Annotated in this window: 3 protein-coding genes; all 3 read left to right on the top strand. The window is 55.3% G+C overall.

Features of this window, described 5'->3' with window-relative positions; translation table 11 throughout:
* A partial coding sequence (locus K2I50_RS08345) for a SusD/RagB family nutrient-binding outer membrane lipoprotein (RefSeq protein ID WP_301025876.1) occupies positions 1-1,297 on the top strand: 1,297 nt, incomplete at its 5' end.
* A gap of 164 nt (positions 1,298-1,461) precedes the next feature.
* Complete coding sequence (locus tag K2I50_RS08340; RefSeq protein WP_301025875.1) at positions 1,462-2,478, top strand: glycoside hydrolase family 18; 1,017 nt, start codon at positions 1,462-1,464, stop codon at positions 2,476-2,478.
* A 27-nt stretch (positions 2,479-2,505) separates the two neighbouring features.
* Positions 2,506-3,103, top strand: a 598-nt coding sequence (locus K2I50_RS08335; protein WP_301025874.1) for a DUF1735 domain-containing protein, incomplete at its 3' end; no start/stop codon positions are given.

The following is a 3,103-nucleotide window of genomic DNA, read 5'->3' as shown; positions in this document are numbered from 1 at the left end:
GTACTACGACACCTACACCCCCTCTGTAGGATGGTCGGGCAACACCTTCGACACCAACATGCCGAAGATCTACACACCCTTCTTCATGATCCGCAACATCTCCGGCACCGAAGGTCTCGCCTACCACTGGGCCAACCTTATCCGTGTGTTCGGCTCGCTCCGCGTAAGCGACTGCTACGGTCCCATCCCCTTCTCTAAGATTGGCACAGGCTCTGACTTCGCCGTAGCCTACGACGACATGCCCACTCTCTACAACGCCATGTTCGAGCAGCTCGACCTCGCTATCGCAGGCCTCAAGGAGGCTGCCGGAGGCGGTGCCGTATCATCGCTCCTGCAAGAAGTCGACTACATCTACCAGGGCGACATGAACAAGTGGGTGAAATTCGCCAACACACTCAAGCTCCGCATGGCCATGCGTCTTGTCAACGTTGAGCCGCAGCTCGCCCAGCGCAAGGCCGAAGAGGCTGTCAACGATCCCGGTGGCATCATCTCCGACCCCTCCGAAGCCGCATGGTCTACATTCATCCCCGGCGGCAACTCATTCCACAAGGTCAACGTTCTCTGGAACGAAGGCCGTGTAAGCGCCGACCTCACCTCCTACATGAACGGCTACAGCGACCCCCGTCTCCCCCTCTACGCCGATCCCGCCCCGGGTTCTTCAACTGGCGAGATTGTAGGCGCACGCAGCGGTGTGTTCCACTACAACATCCTGAAATCAGAGACTACCAACTACTCCTATCCCAAAGTTACAGCACAGAGCAAGCTCCTCTCAATCTCAGCAAGCGAATCATGGTTCTCTCGCGCCGAGGGTGCTCTCCGCGGCTGGAACATGGGCGGCACTGCCAAGGAACTCTATGAAGAGGGTGTACGCGTGTCAATGAAAGAGCGTGGCGCCGAAATCGGCAACTACCTCGAAAGCACTGCCACACCCGCTGCCTACGTAGCTCTCGACAATACTTCTTACAACGCGGCTGCCACAAGCACCATCTGTCCCAAGTACGACGAATCTGCCTCATTCGACACCAACCTCGAGCGTATCATCGTGCAGAAGTGGCTTGGCAACTTCCCCAACGGATGGGAATCCTGGGCCGACTTCCGCCGCACCGGCTTCCCGAAGTGGTTCCCGGTTGTCAACAACCTCTCGACCGACGGTGTGACATCAGCACGCGGCATGCGCCGTCTGCCCTTCCCGCAGTCAGAATTCAACACCAACGAAGCCAATGTAGAAGCCGCTAAGAAGATGCTCGGCGGCGACGACAACAGCGCTACCGATCTCTGGTGGGCTAAGAAAAACTGATTTAAATCACCGGTAGAGAGGTGACGATATAAATATGTATGTGGGCCCCCGGCCCACATACATAGACAACACCCCTCTTGTGTCGCACGACACAAGCCCCGCCGGAGGCACGCCCCTGACTTGACTCTCCTCTAATAATTTATCTCAAATTATCATCTACAACAATGAAAGGACTTAAATCAATATTATTTGCCGCAGCAGCTCTGATTGCCGGACCAGCCGTAATCACCTCCTGCGACGACTGGACCGAGCCTGAGGCCGAGGACTTCTACACCCCGCCTACAGAGAGCTACTACACCAACCTCAAGGATTACTTCGAATCACCCCACAAGGTGATGTTCGGATGGTTCGGTTCCTGGACCGCTGCTGCCAAATCCAACTCCCTCATCGGTCTTCCCGACTCAACCGACTTCGTCAGCCTCTGGCTCTGCTGGGGCAACCTTACCGAAGCTCAGCAGGCCGACCTCAAGGCTTTCCAGGCCCGCGGTTCAAAAGCTGTGCTCTGCTGGCTTGCCACAAACATCGGTGAAAACATCACCCCCGGCTACAGCGGTGTGCCTCCTACTGAAGCTGCCGAGGAATTCTGGGGATTCACCAATGGCGACGTTCCCTCTATGATTGAGGCTGCACGCAAGTATGCCGACGCTATCGCCGACACCTGCGACAAGTACAACATCGACGGTTTCGATATGGACATCGAGTCATTCGGTACTCTCATCATGGGCGGCACCGAGACCCGCAAGGTACAGAACGAGTTCCTCCGCCAGCTCCGCAAGCGCTTCGACGAGTCGGGACGCATGCTCGTCATCGACATTCCCGGCGGTGTGGGATGGCTCAACTTCTACGGATATCTTGACGATGATGTAGTTGAAAGCGTTGACTATATCTGCTGGCAGACCTACGAGCTCAACCACGCCGGACTCAACCAGTTCTTCAACAGCGTAAAGAGCTACAAGCCCGATATTTTCGAAAATACACTGAAGAAATCGATTATCACAGCCACATTCGAACGCGCTTCCGACAAGAACCTCTTCCCCGTACACTCCACATGGAACTACAGCGAAGGTCTTGAGCACGCCGGTCAGGGAGCCTACCACATCGAATACGACTATCCGGGCACTCCCGACTATCCCTACGTTCGCAAGGGCATAGCCACTCAGAACCCCCCAATCAATGAATAACCCCAATCAAACATAAGGAATAGATAGATGAAAAATATAGCATCAAAAGTTCTCGCGCTCGGAATCGCAGCTGTAGCTTTCACTGCTTGCGACGACGCCAAGAACGATGTAATCGACAACATGGTCTACATTTCCGAGGCTGCCACCTCACCTGCTTCGGAAGTAGTAGTAGGCAAAGTCGGTGAAAAATCGAAAGCCAACATCAATGTGCGCATGGCACAGAAAGCCACCACCGACACAAAGGTACAGCTCGCCCTCGATCCCGCGGTGCTCGAAGCCTTCAACAAGCGCAACGACACTGAGTATGCCGTTATCCCCACCGAGCATGTCTCCTTCCCCGCCGAAGTTATCATACCCGCCGGCTCGTCAATGGTTGAGGTTGAGGTTGAGATTACTTCATTTGCAGGAGAGGCCGGTGTAGACTACGCTGCTCCCCTCCGCCTTACCGGCGCAGAAGGCCTGCAGGTGTCGCAGGGTTCTGGTACATTTGTAATCACCCTCGGCAAGACCCTTACTCAGAAAGCTCCCAAATTCTTCTACGACAACGCCATGACAATGGACTGGGACGGCACTGAAACCCTCTCCACCCTCACCCTCGAGTGGTGGGCACGAGTAGAAACCCGCG

Source organism: Muribaculum sp., assembly GCF_029051885.1.
Lineage (GTDB): Bacteria > Bacteroidota > Bacteroidia > Bacteroidales > Muribaculaceae > Muribaculum.
Note: the sequence above shows the minus strand (reverse complement) of the source record. Positions and strands in the feature narration are given on the sequence as shown.

Coding starts and splice junctions, on each gene's coding strand:
- K2I50_RS08340 (WP_301025875.1), top strand. CDS start 1,462: ATGAAAGGACTTAAATCAATATTATTTGCCGCAGCAGCTCTGATTGCC.